This is a genomic window from Janthinobacterium sp. C22, from assembly GCF_057919405.1.
The window spans coordinates 523,976-540,606 of the sequence record NZ_CP193659.1 but is presented as its reverse complement, the minus strand read 5'-3'; the positions used below and the strand labels follow the sequence as shown (position 1 = coordinate 540,606).

The following is a 16,631-nucleotide window of genomic DNA, read 5'->3' as shown; positions in this document are numbered from 1 at the left end:
CATCATGAACGTGACATTGAATATCATCGGCGCCGGCCACGTGGGCAAGGTGCTGGGCCGGCTGTTCGCCGGCGTGGACGGGATCGCGCTGCAGGATGTGCTGACGCGCTCGATGGCGTCGGCGCAGGCGGCCGTGGACTTCATCGGCGCCGGCACCCCCGTCGACAGCTATGCGGCCTTGCGGCGCGCCGACGTCACCCTGCTGGCCGTGTCGGACGACCAGATCGGCCCGGCCTGCGCGGCGCTGGTGGCGGAGGGACGCCAGGCGGGCGCCATCGTGTTTCACTGCAGCGGCGCGCTGGCCTCGAACGTGCTGCTGGCGGCCACGCAGGCCGGCGCCTTTGTCGCCAGCGCCCACCCGATCCGCAGCTTTGCCGACCCGCGGCAGGTGGCCGCCACCTTCGACGGCACGTTTTGCGGCGTCGAAGGCGACCCGCTGGCGCTGGTTTTCCTCACGCCGGCCTTGATCGCCATCGGCGCGCGCCCCGTGCCCATCGATCCGGCCGCCAAGACCCTGTATCACGCCGCTGCCGTCTTCGCCAGCAATTACCTGGTGACGGTGCTCGACGCGGCCTTGCGCGCCTACCAGGCGGCCGGCATTCCGGAACCGGTGGCGCGCGAACTGGCGCAGCCGCTGGTGACGGAAGCGGTGGCGAACGTGTTCCGCCTGGGCGCCGCGCCCGCGCTGTCCGGTCCCATCGCGCGCGGCGATTCGGCCACCGTGCAACGCCAGCAGCTGGCCGTGCAAAGCTGGGATGCCGCCACGGGCGAGTTGTACCGGGCGCTGGTGGCGCCCACGCAGGATCTGGCCCGGCGCAAGTCCGTGCTTTAGGCGGCGTGCAGGCGGTTGCGGCCCTGCTCCTTGGCCTGGTACAAGGCGCTGTCGGCGCGCGAAAAGAAGGCCGATTCGCTTTCCTCTGGCCGGTACTCGGTCACGCCCAGGCTGATCGTCACGGGGACGCGCGGTTCGGGCAGGCCGAAATCGTGGCGTTCGATGGCCGCGCGCAGGCTTTCCGCCACTTCCGCCGCTTTGGCCAGGCTGCAGTCATTCAGCAGCACCAGGTATTCCTCGCCGCCCCAGCGCGTGATGACATCGCTTTCGCGCACGGTGGCGCGCGCCACGTCCGCCACGCCACGGATGACCTTGTCGCCCCACAGGTGGCCGTGGGTATCGTTGACGCGCTTGAAGAAATCGATGTCGAAGAGGATGGCCGACATCGGCTGCTCGTTGCGTTTGGACAATAACATCGCGCGCTGGAACAGCAATTCCAGCGACTGGCGGTTCAATAGCCCGGTCAGCGCATCCGTCGAGGCGATGCGCTCGATGCGGCGCTGGTAGCGGTTCACCGTCAGCAGGGTCAGCACGAGCACCAGCAGGGTGACGCCGAAGCTGATGGCCAGATTGAAGATGAACACGCGCTGCAGCGACTGGACTTCGTCGCTGACGTTCTGCTCGACCACCAGATACCAGCCCAGTTCGGGAATGAAGCGCGAGTTGACGAGGATTTGCGCGCGGCCCAGCTGGTACGACAGATGCGTCGGTTCGCTGCGGTGATTGATGATTTGCCCGGCAATGGCGTTCACGCCGGGCAAGCTGCGGATGTTGCCATGCCCGTTGCGCATGGTCTTGCCAGCCAGCACCAGGGTGCCGGCGGCATCGACAAAATAGATGTTGCGGTGGAAGCGCGCCTGGTAGCGGTCGATGATGTGGCTCATGGTGGCCAGGGTCAGGCCGATGCCGGTGGCGCCGATGAACTGGCCGTTGTAATCGTAGACGCGGTGGTTGATGAAGATGGTCATGCTGTCGCGGTTGGCCATGTCCACGTCGACATTCGTTTCATAGTCGGTCTTGTCCATGGCGCGCACGCGGTAATACCAGATGTCGCGCGTCGCTTGCGGGCTGACGGATTTCAAGGTGCCTTCCGCATAATAATATTTGCTGCTCTTGTCCGACACGAGAAAGCTGGTGATGGCGCCGTATTTCTTCTTGACCTCGGCCAGGTAGCGCACGATCTGTTCCGGCTTGTTTTCGCCGGCGAGTATCCAGTCGCGCACGAAGGTGTCGTGCGCCATCAGCGAAGAGATGAAGACGGGGCGCAGCATGTCCTTCTGGATTTCCGAGTAAATGTTGTCGCCCGTCAGCGGCAAGGTCTGGTCGGCGATGCCGTGCTCGATGGCCTGGCGCGAAGCCAGGTAGCTGGCCAGGCTGGTCGCCATGAAGCCCGCCCCCAGGATCAGGGTCAGGAGGATGAGCAGGCGGTACTTGATCGACAGAAGACGCATGGAGACGAGGTAGTGGCAGGCGGGAAGGCCATCGTGAGGCAAGCTAAAAGTATGCAACAGGGCGGATATTGGCGCAATGATAACTGGTTTTCTTGATAATTTACGCCGGCGAACGCGACAAGATAACCACGACTTACTAAATAAAAGTGCCGATTTGTCGACAAAGATGCAAATTAGCAATAAGATTTGACGAGGGGAATCATTGCGCACCGCCCCTGTCTTGCCGCCCGTTTCAGGCGCGGGACATTCCGCGCAGGGAGTGTTGCATGTTATTTTTAAAGAGTACGTCCGTCAGCAAGGCCCCCGGCATCTACGAGGTCGACATCGCGGCCAAGCCGCCCGGCAAGACCTTCGGCATTTTTCTCGCCACCGATCCCGACCATCCGCCGCTGGCCTTGCTGGGGCAATTGAAGGCGCTCGGCTTCGAGAACACCTATAGTTCTCCCTACCTGCACAAGGATTCAGGCAAAGTGCTGGACCTGCATTTCCAGAAGGATGGCACGGATATCTTCAAGGGCTGGAAAACCGAAGAGTGCACGCACAACCTGGCGGCCATCACGGCCCTGTTCGAGGAGCATGGCATTGCTATCTCGCCACGGGTCATGTCGATGGCGGAAGCCTACGCCTAAACGCCTGTCAAAACCTGCTGCGCGTCGGTATAGGCGGCCTGCGATGCTCACTGCCTCGGCGGCCCCGTGCATTAGCACAGCTCCGCTTCTCAGCCACCTCTCCCTTCCGCTCGCTACGGTTTTGTCTGGCGTTGCAAGTCAGCTCAACCCGCCTCCACGCCGATGTGATACAGCGCCCACGGGCAGCTGGCGAACCGTTCGGCCAGGGGCAGTGCCGCCACGGCCGCGATGCGGTCGGCGTCATGGATCGCCCATAGCGGGCCCAGGCCGCCCAGCGCCATCGGCTGCCCATCGAGGTGGGTGGCGACGATAAAACGCTGTGCGCGCGCCTGCGCCATGGTCAGCGCCGCCGCATAGCCATCCACGGCGCGCAGCAGCAGCCGCACGGCATCTTCCTCGGGCGCGCCCGCCGCCTTCAAGACATCGGCCAGCAGAGGCCCGCGCAGGGCGTGCGCCTTGCCGTCGTATTCCAGGGTGGGGTGGATAGTGCGCGCAGGCAAGTTCGCCAGCGCCGCAAAGTCGAATGCCCGCGCCCGCTCAAAACTGATTTTTTGCTTGTGCATCATCTGGTCGCGCACGGCGTCGAACGGTCCCCGGTTCGGCTTGTCGATGCTTCCCGTGACGGTCAGCAGGGCAGGACCGCGCAGGCCGGCGGGCGCCGCCCGGGCGATGGCGGGCAGGGCCGCACCGGCCATGGCGGCGGCGAGAAACTGGCGTTTATGCATGCACTTCTCCTCTTGACTGAAAATCGTTAATGTCCTTAAGTCTATCTTAAGTTCGCTCAACGGTGCGCATTTTACGGTTATTGTCAGTTTGCAATGTCCGCTTACATCTTGTCACAGTTCTTACGGAATGGAGAAAGACGTAGCTTTTTTCGGCTGTTATTGTGTACTCATCGCACTTCGCTGAACTGCGAATCCAGGCACCATTCACTAATTGAGAGAGAGAACATGATGAAGAAGAAAATCCTGTTTGCAATGATCGCTTCCGTTACCGCATTCACCGGCATGAGCGCCGCGCACGCCGAAGGCGCCTATGTGGGCGCCGGCGTCACGGGTAACCGCTACAACTTCGATATTCCTGGCGCCACCAGCGCCGACAATCACAGCGGCTACAAGGCCGGCGCCAAGATCTTCGCCGGTTACGATTTCGATAAAACCTGGGCGGTCGAGGGCGGCTACGCCGATTTCGGCAGCAAGGATTACAGCTATGTCACGGGTGCCGGCAACGGTTCCGTGAAAAGCGATTCGCATGGCTACTACCTGGCCGGCAAGGCCACCATGCCCGTGAGCGACAAAGTCGGCGTGTTCGGCAAGCTGGGCGTGGCCAAGGTCAAGAACAGCTTGAGCGGCACGGGCCTGTCGACCGGCATCAGCGGCAACGACAAGACGGGCGTGTACGCTTCCGTCGGCGCCCAGTACGCGATCAACGAGAAAGTCTCGCTGACGGCGGAAGTGGAACACTTCGGCAAGAGCGCCGACCAGGGCCGCAAGGCAACCGGGCTCGCTTTAGGTGCACGCTACAACTTCTAATTTACTGGAAGTTTGCTGAAAAAAGGCAGTTACCGCGAGGTAACTGCCTTTTTGCATTGCCGGACCGAAATTACGTGGTCAAAGGCTTGTAGCGGATACGCTTCGGTTTCGCGCCTTCTTCGCCCAGGCGTTTCTTCTTGTCGGCTTCATATTCCTGATAGTTGCCGTCAAAGAAGGTGACCTGCGAATTGCCTTCGAACGCCAGGATGTGCGTGGCGATACGGTCGAGGAACCAGCGATCATGCGAGATGACCATGACGCTGCCGGCAAATTCCAGCAGGGCGTCTTCCAGCGCGCGCAGGGTTTCCACGTCCAGATCGTTCGACGGTTCATCGAGCAGCAGGACGTTGCCGCCCATCAGCAAGGTTTTCGCCAGGTGCAGACGGCCACGCTCACCGCCGGACAGGTTGCCCACTTGCTTCTGCTGGTCCGAGCCCTTGAAGTTGAAGCGGCCCAGGTAGGCGCGCGACGGCATTTCGAAGCGGCCGACCGTCAGCATGTCGGCGCCGCCGGAGACGTCTTCGAACACGGATTTGTTGTCGGCGAGACTATCGCGGTTCTGGTCGACGATGGACACGCGCGCCGTCTGGCCGATGGCCACTTCGCCGCTGTCCGGCGTTTCCTTGCCGGTGATCATCTTGAACAGGGTCGATTTACCGGCGCCGTTGGGGCCGATGATGCCGACGATGGCGCCTGGCGGCACGGTAAAGCTCAGGTTGTCGATCAGCAGGCGGTCGCCGAACGCTTTCGACACGTTCTTGAACTCGATGACTTCATTGCCCAGGCGCTCTGCCACGGGAATGAAGATTTCCTGCGTTTCGTTGCGCTTCTGGTATTCGTGCTCGGACAGCTCGTTGAAGCGGGCCAGGCGGGCTTTCGACTTGGCCTGGCGCGCTTTCGGGTTCTGGCGCGACCATTCCAATTCCTTCTGCAGCGCCTTCTGGCGCGCCGATTCCGTCGCTTCTTCCTGTTTCAGGCGGGCTTGCTTCTGGTCCAGCCAGGTCGAGTAGTTACCCTTCCATGGAATGCCGTGACCGCGGTCCAGCTCCAGGATCCACTCGGCCGCGTTGTCGAGGAAGTAGCGGTCATGGGTGATGGCCACCACGGTGCCGGGGAAGCGCAGCAGGAATTGTTCCAGCCAGTCCACCGATTCCGCATCCAGATGGTTGGTCGGTTCGTCGAGCAGCAGCATGTCGGGCTTGGACAGCAGCAGCTTGCACAGCGCCACGCGGCGCTTTTCACCGCCGGACAGCACGCCGATGGTGGCGTCCCATGGCGGCAGGCGCAGCGCGTCGGCGGCCATTTCCAGCTGCAGATTCAGATTGCCGCCGTCGGAGGTCGAGATGATCGCTTCCAGGCGCGCCTGTTCCGTGGCCAGGGCGTCGAAATCGGCGTCTTCCTCGGCATATGCGGCGTACACGGCTTCCAGCTTGGCTTGCGCTTCAAACACTTCGCCCAGGCCCGATTCGACTTCCTGGCGCACGGTTTTTGCCGGGTCCAGCTGCGGTTCCTGCGGCAGGTAGCCGATGTTCAGGCCCGGCATCGGCACGGCTTCGCCCTGGATGTCGGTGTCGATGCCTGCCATGATTTTCAGCAGGGTCGATTTGCCGGAGCCGTTCAGGCCCAGCACGCCGATCTTCGCGCCTGGGAAGAAGGAGAGGGAAATATCTTTCAGAATCTGGCGCTTGGGCGGGACGATTTTGCCCACGCGATTCATGGTGTAGACGTAATTTGCCATTAGAAATCTCGGGTGATATACAAAGACGGACAGGATACGGTAAACGCCCGCTTCCGGCCAGCGCTGTGCGCTGCCGGAACGGACCGATCAGGCGGCCAGGCGCGCGCGGCGGCTGCTCCACAGGCCTTCGGCCGCATACAGGCCCAGCGCCGTCCAGATGACGAGGAAGCCCAGCATGCGCTCGGGCGTGAACGATTCGTGGAAGACCCATACGCCGATCAGGAGCTGGCCCGTGGGGGCGATGTATTGCAACAGCCCCAGCACGGCCAGCGGCAGGCGGCGCGCGCCGGCCGCGAACAGCAGCAGGGGAATGGCCGTGATGGGGCCGGACGCCAGCAGCAGCGCGCGCGTGGCGGTGGAGTCCGTATTGACGAAGCCGCTCTGGCCATGCCAGGCCAGCCACAGCATATAGGCCAGCGCCAGGGGAAACAGGATCAAGGTTTCGAACGACAAGCCTTCCAGCGCGCCCAGCGCGGCAGTCTTGCGCAGCAAGCCATAGCCGCCGAAGGTAGCCGCCAGCAGCAGGGCGATCCACGGCACCTGCCCCGCCTGCCAAGTGAGCCAGGCCACGCCGCAGGCGGCCAGGCCGATGGCCAGCCACTGCAGGCGGCGCAGGCGCTCGTGCAGCAGCAAAAAGCCCAGCATGACATTGATCAGGGGCGTAATGAAGTAGCCGAGGCTGGCGTCGACCACGTGGCCGTTGTTGACGGCCCAGATATAGATGAACCAGTTGGCGGACAGCAAGAACGCGCTGGCGACGAAGCTGGCCACCACCTGCGGCTGGCCTTTCAGGGCAGCCAGCCAGCTCCATTGGCGGCGCACGGTCAGCACGATGCCCAGGAACAACAGCGACCAGACCATGCGGTGCGCCAGGATTTCCTGCGGCGCGATCTCGCCGATGGCATGGAAATACAGGGGGAACAGGCCCCAGCACAGGAAGGCGAGGGAGGCGTAGAGCATGCCTGGATTCATGATGGGCTTCGCTGGAGAGTAGACAGTCTGTCATTATGTCCGAAAACATCGGGGGCTGCCCGGCGCCGCTGGCGAGGCGTAGAATGGCAACAAATCAATGGCCGCAAGCCCGCGCAGCAAGGCGGAGCGGCACAAAACCACGACATTGGGGCAGCCCGGAACCATGCAAAAATACTCTTGCTATTTGCTAATACCTATCATATTGTGCGATGCAACAAAACAAAAACGGGTGCAATCTTGACGTCGGAACATAAAAAAAGCGGCCTGGCCGGCTTGACGCTGGCCGCCGTCGGCATCGTTTACGGCGATATCGGCACCAGTCCGCTGTACACCCTGAAGACGGTCTTCGACCCGGCCCACGGCCTGGCGCTCTCGCACGAGAACCTGCTGGGCATCGTCTCGCTGATTTTCTGGGGCCTGACCCTGATCGTCTCGCTCAAGTACGTGACCCTGGTGCTGCGCGCCGACAACCGCGGCGAGGGCGGCATCATGGCCCTGATGGCGCTGGTGCTGTCGTCCGTCAGCCGCCTGTCGCGCTGGCATTTCCCGCTGATGGTGATCGGCGTCTTCGGCGCCACCCTGTTCTATGGCGACAGCGTGATCACGCCGGCCATTTCCGTGCTGTCGGCGATCGAAGGCCTGGAAGTGGCCACGCCCGCCTTCAGTCCCTACGTGGTGCCGCTGACGATCGCCGTGCTGGTGGGCCTGTATTCGGTGCAGTCGCACGGCACGGCCGGCATCGGCCGCTATTTCGCCCCCGTCATGGTGCTGTGGTTTGCCGCGCTGGCCGGCATGGGCGTGGTCAACATCATCAAGTCGCCCGCCGTCCTGGCCGCGCTCAATCCCCTGCACGCGGCGACCTTCCTGATGAATAACGGCTTCGTCGCCTTCGTCGCCCTGGGCGCCGTGGTGCTGGCGCTGACGGGTGCCGAGGCGCTGTACGCCGACATGGGCCACTTCGGCAAGAAGCCGATCCGCCTGGCCTGGTTCCTGATCGCCTTTCCCGCGCTGGCGCTGAACTACCTGGGCCAGGGCGGCCTGCTGCTGGCCCATCCGGAAGCCGTCTCGAATCCGTTTTACCAGCAGCTGGGCGCGTGGAGCGTGTACCCGCTGGTGATTTTGTCGACCATGGCCACCGTGATCGCTTCGCAGGCAACCATTTCCGGCACCTTCTCGATGACCAAGCAAGCCATCGCGCTGGGTTTCTTGCCGCGCATGCGCGTGCGCCACACGTCGGAAAGCGAAATCGGGCAGATCTACATCCCCGCCGTGAACTGGCTGCAGCTGGCCGTGGTGCTGCTGGCCGTCGTCGGCTTCGGCTCTTCGGAAAACCTGGCCGCCGCCTACGGTATCGCCGTCACGGCCACCATGCTGTCGACCACCATCCTGACCTTCTTCGTCATCCGCTACCGCTGGAAGATGAACCTGGCCCTGTGCTGGGCCGCCACGGGCTTTTTCCTGATCATCGACGTCAACCTGGTGTCGGCGACCGCATTGAAACTGTTCCACGGCGGCTGGTTCCCGCTGCTGCTGGGCTCGATTTTGTTCATCGTCATGCTGACCTGGAAACGGGGCCGCCAGCTGGTGTTCCAGAACCTGGAAAAGCATGCGATTCCGCTCGCCGATTTCCTCTCGTCGCTGTTCATCGCGCCGCCGCTGCGCGTGCCGGGCACGGCCATCTTCCTGCGCGGCGAAACGGATGGCGTGCCGCATGCGCTGCTGCATAACTTGCTGCATAACAAGGTGTTGCATGAGCGCGTCATTTTCCTCACCGTCTTCATGCATGAAGAGCCGTGGGTGGCGCCGTCCGAGCGCGTGCGCGTGGTGGACCTGGGCCACCAGTGCTACCAGGTCAACGTGCATTACGGCTTCAAGGATGAGCCGGACATTCCGGCGGCGCTGGCGCAATGCGCCGAGCAGGGACTCGATTTCGAGATGATGGAAACGTCGTTCTTCATCGCGCGCCAGACCATCATTTCGACCCCGGGCGCCGGCATGATGCCGTGGCGCGAGCACCTGTTCGTCACCATGTCGCGCAATGCGCGCACGGCGGCCGACTACTATCAGATCCCGAGCAACCGGGTGATCGAACTGGGCACGCAGGTGGAAATCTAGATGGTGTGGCTATTGTGTCAACGTTGTATCGGCACACAACTCGCGCCATGCTTACGTCTGCTTACAAATGGGCTGCGTGAGTCCTGTTAAACTGCAGCCCGTACCGGTCCGCACCGTACGGGCCTCAGCCACACTCCAATATTTAAAGGGAAACCATGAAATCGGTATTTCAATTGATCGCCACCCTCGCTTGCGCCGTGGCCCTGACCGCCTGCGGTGCCGCTGCCAACACGGAGAAGCCGGTCGTGCTGGACCCGAATACGCAAGTGAAGGAACTGACCATTACCGATACGGTGGTGGGCACCGGCACGGCGGCGGCAGCGGGCGATACCCTGCTGGTGACGTACACGGGCTGGCTGTATGACGCAAGCAAGCCGGGCAACAAGGGCGTGCAGTTCGATGCGAGCCTGGCCGGCAGCGGTTTCAAGTTCACCCTGGGCATCGGCCAGGTCATCCTGGGCTGGGACCGCGGCCTGGTCGGCATGAAGGAGGGCGGCACGCGCACCCTGGCCATTCCGTATGACCTTGGCTATGGCAAGGCGGGCAGCGCGCCGAAGATTCCTGGCTACGCGGGTTTGCTGTTCGAGGTCAAGCTGGTGGCCGTGACGAAAAAGTAAGCACGCGCAAGGCACATGAAAAGGGCGATTCCACGGAATCGCCCTTTTTGCTTTGCTGGCCGGTTTAAGCGGGCGCCAGCTCCTGGAAGTAATACGTGGCGCCGCCCAGACTGGCCGGCGCATCATATTGCAGCACTTGCGTGCGGCGCAGTGCCACGGGCGCGCTGAAGGCGGGGCCGTCGTAGACGAAGGTGTGGAATTCGCCGTTTTCGCCGCAGGCATCGACGCCGGGCGGCAGGTCGGCCAAAAAGGCGGCGTCGAACTCGCGCCCGCAAAATTCACGCGGCAGATGCTGGCCATTGATGCACACGACGATGGCCTTGAAGCCGGCGGCGAGAAATTCGTCGACCAGCGCGCGCCGCCCTTCGCCCCACAGGGGCAGGTGCGCCGTCAGGCCGGCGCTGGCGCAGACCTTTTCTTCCCAGTCGCGGTGCGGCTGCAGATCGATGTCGCCAAAGATGGCGTGGGCTATGCCGTCCTCCTTCGCCGCGCGCAGCATGGCGATGAATTTCTCTTCATAGCTGGCCCAGCTGGCGTGATAGCGCTGCAGGCGCGCGCCCAGGCTGGCCGCCTGCGCCGCCAGCAACTCGGGCGGCACGCCGTGCGAGCGCGACTTGCGGCCATCTTCATCCATGGCCGTGATCAACAGCGGCACGGCCAGGCCGGCATTGCGCGCGCGCCACAGGGCCAGGCAGGAATCCTTGCCGCCGCTCCAGGAAATCAGGGCCGTCGTCATGCCGCTGGCTCCGCGCGCAGCATGTCAACGTGCTGGATGCCGTCTTCGTCATACGGTGCGCTGACGGTGACAAAGCCGAACGACTGGTAGAAGCGTTCCAGGTAGTGCTGGGCGCCGATGCGGATGGCGTGGCCAGGGTGCTGGCGTTCCGCCCGCGCGATGCCCTCAAGCAACAACTGCCTGCCGGCGCCCGTGCTGCGCGCCTCGGGCGCCGTCAGCACGCGGCCCAGCGACATTTCCACATACTTGGCGCCCGGCGCCAGCACGCGCAGGTAGGCGGCCAGCCGGCGCTGGCCATCGTCCGTTTGCCAGCCCAGCAGATGCATCGCCTGCTGGTCATGGCCGTCCAGGTCCGGATAAATGCATTGTTGTTCGATGACGAACACGCGCTGGCGCAAGGCCAGCACCTGGTACAAATCGTGGGGGCCGAGTTCGTCGAACGTGTTCCATTGCCAGCTGATCATGGGTCATCCTTGATTGAGAGTGGCCATGATTTTACCGGCTTCACGCCGCCGGCGTGGGATAGCGCTGCGCATACCACTGCTTCAGGTGCTCGATGCAGCGCGTCACGCGGGGCGCCACCAGCTGGCGCGACGGGTAGATGGCGAACAGCGCCAGGCTGGGGCGCTCGACGTCGGGGAACAGCTCGACCAGGGCGCCGCTGGCCAGCTCTTCGCGGCAGACAAAGGTGGGCAGGATGCCGATGCCCAGGCCGCGCAGGATCAGGCTGCGCATGAACAGCGTGTTGTTCGTGCGCACCCAGTTCGGCACTTCGATGTCGCTGTGGGGACCCGTATGGCGCAGCGGCCAGCGGCTGCCGAACAGGGCGTGGCTGTAGATGAAGCAGCGCTGGCGCGTCAGATCCGTGGGTTCGGCCAAGGGGCCGTGGCGCTCCAGGTAGGCGGGCGCGCAGCAGATGTGCAGGCGATAGTCGTGGATGTGGCGCGCCACGTAGCTCGAATCGGTGAGGGCGGTGGTGACGCGAAAGCCCAGGTCGTAGTTGGCGGCCGCCAGGTCCACGTATTCATCCTTCAGGTCGACATCGAGGCGCAGCGCGGGCCAGTCGGCCATGAAATCGGCCAGGCCCTCGGCCAGCTCGCCCACGCCCAATGTCAGCGGCGCGTTGATGCGCAAGCGGCCCGTCACGTGCGCCGTGGAATGGGCCACCATGTCCTCCGCCTGCGCCAGCTCGTCGAGCAGCTTGCGGCAGTGCTCGAGGTAGGCGGCGCCCGTTTCCGTCAGGGCCAGCTGGCGCGTGGTGCGCGTCATCAGGCGCCCGCCCAGTTCCTGCTCCAGCTGGCCGATGCGCCGGCTCACGTACGAGGCCGACAAGTCCAGTTCATCGGCCGCCCGGCGAAAGCTGCCCAGCTCGGCCACGCGGCGAAACAGCTGCATCGCCTGTAATTTATCCATCCCGGCTCCATTCGGTCGTATTCCGCATCAGTGCTGTGCATTATTCATCATTTTTTCGCATTTTGATTCGGAATATGCTGGTGTCCTCTCTACAGAAAGGCCATACCATGAAAAAATTACTGCTCAGCAGCCTGTTGCTCGCCGCCTTTTCCAGCGCCCAGGCGGCCGAAGTGCTCGTCGTGCTGTCGGACGCGAATCACCTCGACTTGCGCGACGGCAAGGTTTTTCAGACGGGCTTTTATCTGAATGAACTGATGCAGCCCGTGAAAAAGCTGCTCGACGCGGGCCACACGGTGACGTTCGCCACGCCGCAGGGCCAGGCGCCGACCCTGGACGCCAGCTCCGATACGGACGCCTATTTTGGCGGCGACGCGGTCGCCCACGCGGCGCACAAGGCCTTGCTCGACCAGCTGGCGCTGACGGTGCCGGGCCGCTCGCCCGTGATCAGCCTGAAACGGGTGGAACAGATCGGCTATGGCCACTACGCGGCCGTGCTGGTGCCGGGCGGCCATGCGCCCATGCAGGACTTATTGAAGGATGCCAGCCTGGGCGCGCTGCTGCGCCAGTTCCACGCGGACGGCAAGCCGACGGCGCTGCTGTGCCATGGTCCCATCGCCCTGCTGTCGGCCCTGCCGCAGGCGGCCCAGTTTACGGCCGCGCTGGAAACGGGCCGGACGCCGCCCACGCCGGCGGACTGGATCTACAAGGGCTACCGCATGACGGTGATCAGCAATGAGGAAGAGCTGGCGGCGCAGGGCGCCTTGAAGGGCGGATGGATGAAGTTCTATCCGCAGTCGGGCTTGCAGGCGGCCGGCGCGCAATATGTGCAGAATCAGGCGCCGTGGACCAGCAACGTGGTGGTCGACCGCGAACTGATCACGGGACAGAATCCGGCCTCGGCACCGGCGCTGGCGGACAAGCTGCTGCAGGCGCTGCGCTAAAGCAAAAATCCCCGGCGGCGCCAAGGCGCGGCCGGGGAGGCGCAAGGTGTTGCGTCTATTACACGATCGTCAGGGTGACGTCGATGTTGCCGCGCGTGGCGTTCGAGTATGGGCACACGATGTGGGCGGCGGCGACCAGCGCTTCCGCGGCGGCGCGTTCCATGCCCGGCAGCGAGATCTTCAGTTCCACTTCGATGCCGAAGCCCGTGTCGATGGCACCGATGCCGACGTTGCCTTCGATCGACAGGTCCGCCGGCACGGCGATCTTGTCGCGGCCGCCGACGAATTTCATGGCGCCGATGAAGCAGGCCGAGTAGCCGGCGGCAAACAGCTGTTCCGGATTGGTGCCGACGGCGCCATTGCCGCCCAGTTCTTTTGGCGTGGTCAGCTTGACGTCGAGCACATTGTCGGACGAGACGGCACGGCCTTCGCGGCCTCCGGTGGCGGTGGCTTGAGCGCGGTACAGGACTTGTTTGATCGACATGATGGTTTCCTTTAGGTAGATAAATAGGTGACTACTAAATAGTGTGCTACTTGTTTCGCGGGCCGTGGCCCCAGGATGCCCGTCTGAAGAAGTAAATCCGGCGTCCATGTGCTCAATATATATCGTGCACTATTTAATTGCAAGCGATTTTATTTCGCGGTGGCGCGGATTGATGCTTTATTTTGATGCCTTTGTCGCTACTACCGGGCTTCCATCGCATAATGGCCACCGCCGCTGGTGCCGATTGCTATTCTTGGCCCACTTCTACGTTCCAGGGAAAAACCATGACCAGCCTCTTCTTTATCCTTCGTCTCACCTTGGCCACGATGCTCACGTACGTCATCGCCACCGCTCTCCTGGTCGAGAACTTCCTGCGTTATATCTTCGGGCATACGGAAGGCTTCTTCGTCATCGTCGGCGCCTTGCTGGCCTGCACCGTCGTCACGAATGCGTTTTCGCACGTGCGCCGCGTGCGCCTGATCGCCGGCGCCGTCAATGCCGGCACCTTGTCGAGCCGCCAGCGGCGCCAGATCGAGATCCCGTTCGAGGCGGGCGAGGCGTTCGACATGATCGACGCGGCCATCCGCGAACTGCCCGGCAGCGAAGTGGTCGAAAGCGCGCGCGACAGCCTGCAGGTGCAGGCCCGCGTGCGCCGTGCGGCGCCGTACACGCACACGGGCCTGCCGCGCATGCGCTTGCTGGGTTTCCTCGAACCGCGGCCGAACCAGATCCTCGCCACCGTCACGCCGAATGGCGAGGCGGGCAGCGTGACCCTGATCTGCGAGCCGGCGCGCAATGCGTGGACCGACTGGTTCCTCGTCGACCATGGCAGCAACCTGGAAAATGCGGAAGCGGTGACGCGGGCCATCACGCGCCGGGTGGCGCAGCGCCGCCGCGGCGAGCAGGCCGAGACGCGCCAGACGGCGACGGAAAAGGAACTGACGGTGGCCAAACTGAGCCTGCTGCATGCGCAGGTCGAGCCGCACTTCCTGTACAACACCCTGGCCAGCGCGCAGCTGCTCACGCGCAGCGACCCCGTGCGCGCCGATGAAATGCTGGGCAACCTGATTTTATATCTGCGCCACTCGCTGCCGCGCACGGAGCAAGCCATGTCGACCCTGGGCACGGAGCTGGAGCGGGCGCGCGCCTACCTCGACATCCTGAAAATCCGCATGGGCGGGCGCCTGAACCTGCAAATCGAGGTGCCGCAATACCTGCGCCAGGTGGAGCTGCCGCCGATGATGCTGCAAACCCTGGTGGAAAACGCCATCAAGCATGGGCTGGAGCCGAAAAGCGGCGGCGGCACCATCTGGATCATGGCGCGCAGCGGCAATGGCACGGTGATCGTCACGGTGGCCGACGACGGCCAGGGTTTCAGCGACGACGGCGCCGGCACGGGCATTGGCCTGCGCAATGTGCGCGAGCGCCTGCGCCTGACCTACGGCAATGCCGCCGCGTTTGCCATCGTCGCCAACTTCCCCGATGGCGTGACGGCCACCATCACGGTGCCGGACAGCACGGCGCAAGGAGTGTCGTATGCATCCGCCTGAAATGACCTGCGTCATCGCCGAAGATGAAACCCTGCTGCGCGATGCGCTGGTGGCCCTGCTGGCCGAAGAGTGGCCGGCACTGCGCATCGTCGCCGCCTGCGACGACGGCGGCACGGCGCTCGAGGCCATCGCCACGCGCAAGCCCGACGTCGCCTTTCTCGATATCCGCATGCCGGGCCTGACGGGGCTGGAAGTGGCGGCCGGCGCGCTGGAAGCGAGTCCCGCCACGCAGGTGGTGTTCGTCACGGCCTACGACCAGTACGCGATCGACGCCTTCGACAAGGGCGCCGTCGATTACCTGCTGAAACCGGTCGTCCGCGAGCGCCTGCAGGCGACCCTGCAGCGCGTGCGGGCGCGGGCCGGCAAGACCCGGGCGGGCGACGGCGCGCTGGCCGGCTTGCTGCAGCAATTGAGCAGCGCCTTGCCGGCGGCCGCCAAGTCGCCGCCGCTGGTGTGGCTGACGGCCAGCAGCGGCAAGGATACGCGGCTGATCATGGTGGAAGACATCGCCTATTTCCAGTCCGACACCAAGTACACGGCCGTCATGACGGCCGAGGGCGAGGCGCTGCTGCGCAAGCCGATCCGCGAACTGCTCGACGTGCTCGATCCGGCCATCTTCAAACAGGTCCACCGTTCCACCATCGTCAACATGAAGATGGTGGCCTCCGTCACGCGCGACGAGGTGGGACGCGGCACCCTGCGCCTCAAATCGCGGCCGGAAACCCTGGCCGTGAGCCAGCCTTTCATGGCGTTGTTCCGCAATATGTAGCCATGATTGCGCGCCATTTCCACAATCTCGCGCCTGTTTTTTTCATGTCTTTCCTGGCCATTGATAATTATCATATTTATATTTAATTATGATAAAATTAACATGGCGGCATGCCGTCAGATGTGATGGATACGTCTTCCTGAAGCGCTTTTTAACGCTCTGCAAAAATATGAGGAAACCATGAAAAAGAACCTGTTGTGCGCCGCATTGCTTGTCGCCGGAATATCCGCTGCCCATGCGCAGCCGACGACGTGGGATTTTACTTATCGAGGCTTTGTCGATGCGGCTACCGGCGTATTCGATTCTCGCAAGGAGTTCGGGGGCAGTTTTGTCGGGGAGGACAGCAATCTGGACGGCGTGATTGTGTTGGATGAGCTGAGCTATTTCGTTACCCAGGACTACCTGTTTTTTCCCGTCCAGCCAGGCCAATATGGGTGCAATACTTCCTCTTACCTCCGGTGTAACGTCAAGAATTTCAGTTATACACTGACGGGTAAACTTCACTACGAAGCCAGCACCAGCGGCAATGACGAAGGTTCCACGTCCTGGTATAGCAATGCCGTTATCGGCAGTCACTTCCTCAGCGGTGGAGGAGATTTTATGCGGGGCACAAGTTGGGAACGGCGTTATAACTGGACCGACCAGACGACCTTCACGATTTCTCCGGCGCCCGTTCCTGAACCAGCGGTCGCGTTGATGCTGCCCGCGGGCCTGGCGCTCATGTACCTTGTGCGGGGACGCCGCCGTAACACTTCAGCATAAGCCCGCCTTGTCCGCTGCGCCGGAAAACGCATCCGGCAGCCTGGGCCGTGAGCAGCCGCACACGGCCTTGTTGTACACAAAGTCACATCG

General features: G+C 63.2%; 17 protein-coding genes. 9 read left to right on the top strand and 8 right to left on the bottom strand.

Features of this window, described 5'->3' with window-relative positions; genetic code table 11:
* The first annotated feature begins 4 nt into the window (after nucleotides 1–4).
* Nucleotides 5–832, top strand: coding sequence for a Rossmann-like and DUF2520 domain-containing protein (locus ACRHIG_RS02425; protein WP_475415733.1), 828 nt, complete (start codon nucleotides 5–7; stop codon nucleotides 830–832).
* On the opposite strand, the gene ACRHIG_RS02420 is transcribed toward ACRHIG_RS02425, so the two are convergent.
* Nucleotides 829–2,283 (bottom strand): sensor domain-containing diguanylate cyclase, encoded by a 1,455-nt coding sequence (locus ACRHIG_RS02420; RefSeq protein ID WP_475415732.1) that lies wholly within the window; start codon nucleotides 2,281–2,283, stop codon nucleotides 829–831. The two genes, ACRHIG_RS02425 and ACRHIG_RS02420, sit on opposite strands and share 4 nt — an antisense overlap.
* 266 nt (nucleotides 2,284–2,549) lie before the next feature.
* Here ACRHIG_RS02420 and ACRHIG_RS02415 point away from each other — a divergent pair, with 266 nt between their 5' ends.
* Nucleotides 2,550–2,912 (top strand): hypothetical protein, encoded by a 363-nt coding sequence (locus ACRHIG_RS02415; RefSeq protein ID WP_489629269.1) that lies wholly within the window; start codon nucleotides 2,550–2,552, stop codon nucleotides 2,910–2,912.
* Nucleotides 2,913–3,055: 143 nt separating this feature from the next.
* Here the strand turns inward: ACRHIG_RS02415 and ACRHIG_RS02410 are convergent, their stop codons facing one another.
* Entirely contained in the window at nucleotides 3,056–3,637 is a 582-nt protein-coding gene (locus ACRHIG_RS02410; protein ID WP_475415730.1) for a putative pterin-binding protein, read from the bottom strand.
* A gap of 228 nt (nucleotides 3,638–3,865) precedes the next feature.
* Here ACRHIG_RS02410 and ACRHIG_RS02405 point away from each other — a divergent pair, with 228 nt between their 5' ends.
* Nucleotides 3,866–4,444, top strand: a complete 579-nt coding sequence (locus tag ACRHIG_RS02405; RefSeq protein ID WP_489629268.1) for a porin family protein — start codon at nucleotides 3,866–3,868, stop codon at nucleotides 4,442–4,444.
* Between the two features lie 70 nt (nucleotides 4,445–4,514).
* On the opposite strand, the gene ettA is transcribed toward ACRHIG_RS02405, so the two are convergent.
* Together ettA and rarD are read right to left on the bottom strand one after the other, a co-directional pair.
* Entirely contained in the window at nucleotides 4,515–6,182 is a 1,668-nt protein-coding gene (gene ettA / locus ACRHIG_RS02400; RefSeq protein ID WP_034752850.1) for an energy-dependent translational throttle protein EttA, read from the bottom strand.
* A gap of 87 nt (nucleotides 6,183–6,269) precedes the next feature.
* Complete coding sequence (rarD, locus tag ACRHIG_RS02395; RefSeq protein WP_489629267.1) at nucleotides 6,270–7,154, bottom strand: EamA family transporter RarD; 885 nt, start codon at nucleotides 7,152–7,154, stop codon at nucleotides 6,270–6,272.
* Nucleotides 7,155–7,391: 237 nt separating this feature from the next.
* Between rarD and ACRHIG_RS02390 the strand changes: the two genes are divergently transcribed.
* Nucleotides 7,392–9,269, top strand: a complete 1,878-nt coding sequence (locus ACRHIG_RS02390; RefSeq protein WP_475415728.1) for a potassium transporter Kup — start codon at nucleotides 7,392–7,394, stop codon at nucleotides 9,267–9,269.
* A gap of 155 nt (nucleotides 9,270–9,424) precedes the next feature.
* Nucleotides 9,425–9,886 carry an FKBP-type peptidyl-prolyl cis-trans isomerase gene (locus tag ACRHIG_RS02385; protein ID WP_489629266.1) on the top strand — a complete coding sequence of 154 codons (462 nt, stop codon included), beginning with the start codon at nucleotides 9,425–9,427 and terminating at the stop codon, nucleotides 9,884–9,886.
* Between the two features lie 64 nt (nucleotides 9,887–9,950).
* Here ACRHIG_RS02385 and ACRHIG_RS02380 read toward each other — a convergent pair whose 3' ends face one another.
* From ACRHIG_RS02380 to ACRHIG_RS02370, 3 genes are read right to left on the bottom strand one after another with little or no spacing between them, the layout of a single operon-like run.
* Entirely contained in the window at nucleotides 9,951–10,622 is a 672-nt protein-coding gene (locus ACRHIG_RS02380; protein WP_489629265.1) for a Dph6-related ATP pyrophosphatase, read from the bottom strand.
* On the bottom strand, nucleotides 10,619–11,086 hold the full coding sequence (locus ACRHIG_RS02375) for a GNAT family N-acetyltransferase (protein WP_475415725.1): 468 nt from the start codon (nucleotides 11,084–11,086) through the stop codon (nucleotides 10,619–10,621). The genes ACRHIG_RS02380 and ACRHIG_RS02375 overlap by 4 nt, the downstream gene beginning before the upstream one ends.
* 40 nt (nucleotides 11,087–11,126) lie before the next feature.
* Nucleotides 11,127–12,035 carry a LysR family transcriptional regulator gene (locus tag ACRHIG_RS02370; protein WP_489629264.1) on the bottom strand — a complete coding sequence of 303 codons (909 nt, stop codon included), beginning with the start codon at nucleotides 12,033–12,035 and terminating at the stop codon, nucleotides 11,127–11,129.
* Between the two features lie 107 nt (nucleotides 12,036–12,142).
* On the opposite strand from ACRHIG_RS02370, the gene ACRHIG_RS02365 reads away from it, so the two are divergent.
* Nucleotides 12,143–12,976 carry a type 1 glutamine amidotransferase domain-containing protein gene (locus ACRHIG_RS02365; protein WP_475415723.1) on the top strand — a complete coding sequence of 278 codons (834 nt, stop codon included), beginning with the start codon at nucleotides 12,143–12,145 and terminating at the stop codon, nucleotides 12,974–12,976.
* A 58-nt stretch (nucleotides 12,977–13,034) separates the two neighbouring features.
* Here the strand turns inward: ACRHIG_RS02365 and ACRHIG_RS02360 are convergent, their stop codons facing one another.
* The gene (locus ACRHIG_RS02360) at nucleotides 13,035–13,460 is read right to left on the bottom strand and encodes an organic hydroperoxide resistance protein (RefSeq protein WP_099377761.1); all 426 of its coding nucleotides are present in this window, start codon (nucleotides 13,458–13,460) and stop codon (nucleotides 13,035–13,037) included.
* A gap of 284 nt (nucleotides 13,461–13,744) precedes the next feature.
* On the opposite strand from ACRHIG_RS02360, the gene ACRHIG_RS02355 reads away from it, so the two are divergent.
* The 3 genes from ACRHIG_RS02355 to ACRHIG_RS02345 all read left to right on the top strand — a co-directional run bounded on the left by ACRHIG_RS02355 (nucleotide 13,745) and on the right by ACRHIG_RS02345 (nucleotide 16,541).
* The gene (locus tag ACRHIG_RS02355) at nucleotides 13,745–15,010 is read left to right on the top strand and encodes a histidine kinase (protein ID WP_489629263.1); all 1,266 of its coding nucleotides are present in this window, start codon (nucleotides 13,745–13,747) and stop codon (nucleotides 15,008–15,010) included.
* Nucleotides 14,997–15,779, top strand: a complete 783-nt coding sequence (locus ACRHIG_RS02350; protein WP_475415721.1) for a LytR/AlgR family response regulator transcription factor — start codon at nucleotides 14,997–14,999, stop codon at nucleotides 15,777–15,779. The genes ACRHIG_RS02355 and ACRHIG_RS02350 overlap by 14 nt, the downstream gene beginning before the upstream one ends.
* A gap of 180 nt (nucleotides 15,780–15,959) precedes the next feature.
* Nucleotides 15,960–16,541, top strand: a complete 582-nt coding sequence (locus tag ACRHIG_RS02345; protein ID WP_489629262.1) for a PEP-CTERM sorting domain-containing protein — start codon at nucleotides 15,960–15,962, stop codon at nucleotides 16,539–16,541.
* The last annotated feature ends 90 nt before the right edge of the window (nucleotides 16,542–16,631 follow it).

Coding starts and splice junctions, on each gene's coding strand:
- ACRHIG_RS02425 (WP_475415733.1), top strand. CDS start 5: ATGAACGTGACATTGAATATCATCGGCGCCGGCCACGTGGGCAAGGTG.
- ACRHIG_RS02420 (WP_475415732.1), bottom strand. CDS start 2,283: ATGCGTCTTCTGTCGATCAAGTACCGCCTGCTCATCCTCCTGACCCTG.
- ACRHIG_RS02415 (WP_489629269.1), top strand. CDS start 2,550: ATGTTATTTTTAAAGAGTACGTCCGTCAGCAAGGCCCCCGGCATCTAC.
- ACRHIG_RS02410 (WP_475415730.1), bottom strand. CDS start 3,637: ATGCATAAACGCCAGTTTCTCGCCGCCGCCATGGCCGGTGCGGCCCTG.
- ACRHIG_RS02405 (WP_489629268.1), top strand. CDS start 3,866: ATGAAGAAGAAAATCCTGTTTGCAATGATCGCTTCCGTTACCGCATTC.
- ettA (WP_034752850.1), bottom strand. CDS start 6,182: ATGGCAAATTACGTCTACACCATGAATCGCGTGGGCAAAATCGTCCCG.
- rarD (WP_489629267.1), bottom strand. CDS start 7,154: ATGAATCCAGGCATGCTCTACGCCTCCCTCGCCTTCCTGTGCTGGGGC.
- ACRHIG_RS02385 (WP_489629266.1), top strand. CDS start 9,425: ATGAAATCGGTATTTCAATTGATCGCCACCCTCGCTTGCGCCGTGGCC.
- ACRHIG_RS02380 (WP_489629265.1), bottom strand. CDS start 10,622: ATGACGACGGCCCTGATTTCCTGGAGCGGCGGCAAGGATTCCTGCCTG.
- ACRHIG_RS02375 (WP_475415725.1), bottom strand. CDS start 11,086: ATGATCAGCTGGCAATGGAACACGTTCGACGAACTCGGCCCCCACGAT.
- ACRHIG_RS02370 (WP_489629264.1), bottom strand. CDS start 12,035: ATGGATAAATTACAGGCGATGCAGCTGTTTCGCCGCGTGGCCGAGCTG.
- ACRHIG_RS02365 (WP_475415723.1), top strand. CDS start 12,143: ATGAAAAAATTACTGCTCAGCAGCCTGTTGCTCGCCGCCTTTTCCAGC.
- ACRHIG_RS02360 (WP_099377761.1), bottom strand. CDS start 13,460: ATGTCGATCAAACAAGTCCTGTACCGCGCTCAAGCCACCGCCACCGGA.
- ACRHIG_RS02355 (WP_489629263.1), top strand. CDS start 13,745: ATGACCAGCCTCTTCTTTATCCTTCGTCTCACCTTGGCCACGATGCTC.
- ACRHIG_RS02350 (WP_475415721.1), top strand. CDS start 14,997: ATGCATCCGCCTGAAATGACCTGCGTCATCGCCGAAGATGAAACCCTG.
- ACRHIG_RS02345 (WP_489629262.1), top strand. CDS start 15,960: ATGAAAAAGAACCTGTTGTGCGCCGCATTGCTTGTCGCCGGAATATCC.